General features: G+C 54.0%; 1 protein-coding gene. It reads right to left on the bottom strand.

What is annotated here, in order from left to right; all coding sequences use genetic code 11:
* Window positions 1-168 precede the first annotated feature (168 nt).
* Window positions 169-620: transposase (locus JQM68_RS13625; protein ID WP_235223562.1), on the bottom strand; the 452-nt coding region annotated here is incomplete at its 5' end.

Here is a 620-nt window from a genome sequence, read left to right as displayed (position 1 = left end):
AAAATTTTGTGTAAGCGTTTTTCGACAAAGTCAAGAATGGCGCTGGAAAGCAGGGCGGATTCTGGCCTGAATCCCTTGATTACCGAAAGCCATGGCAGTCAGAACGGTATGCGCGCCGGCACGGCGTGAATGCCGGTCTGACCGCCGTGGCATACTAGGACAAGGGAGTCAGCCAACGGCTCGGTCGGCGAACATGATTTCCAGCTGGCTGAGCACCAGATCCCAGTTCTGGTATCTGGCGTGCCAGTGCTTCACGATGCGCTGGGAAGCCAGATACAGCATCCGGCGCAGGGAGTCGTCATTCGTGAAGGAGGGCTTGTTTTTCGTAATCTGCCGGAACTGGCGGTTCAGGCCCTCGATGATGTTCGTCGTGTATATGATTTTCCGAATCTCCACAGGGTATTCGAAGAACGTGCTTAAAACCGGCCAGTTTTCTTCCCAGCTTTTCACACAGGAGGGGTACTGCTTACGCCAGGTCTCCGCGAAGGTCTGCAGATTTTTCTCGGCTTCCTCCAGTGTGACGGCACCATAGATCTTCTTCAGATCCGCAACGACTTTCTTGATGTCCTTGTAGCTGACATATCTGGTGGAACTGCGCACCTGGTGGACGATGCAGCGCT

The sequence above is a fragment of the Oscillibacter valericigenes genome, from assembly GCF_021531435.1.
Lineage (GTDB): Bacteria > Bacillota > Clostridia > Oscillospirales > Oscillospiraceae > Oscillibacter > Oscillibacter valericigenes_B.
This window is presented reverse-complemented; position numbering and strand designations above follow the sequence as displayed.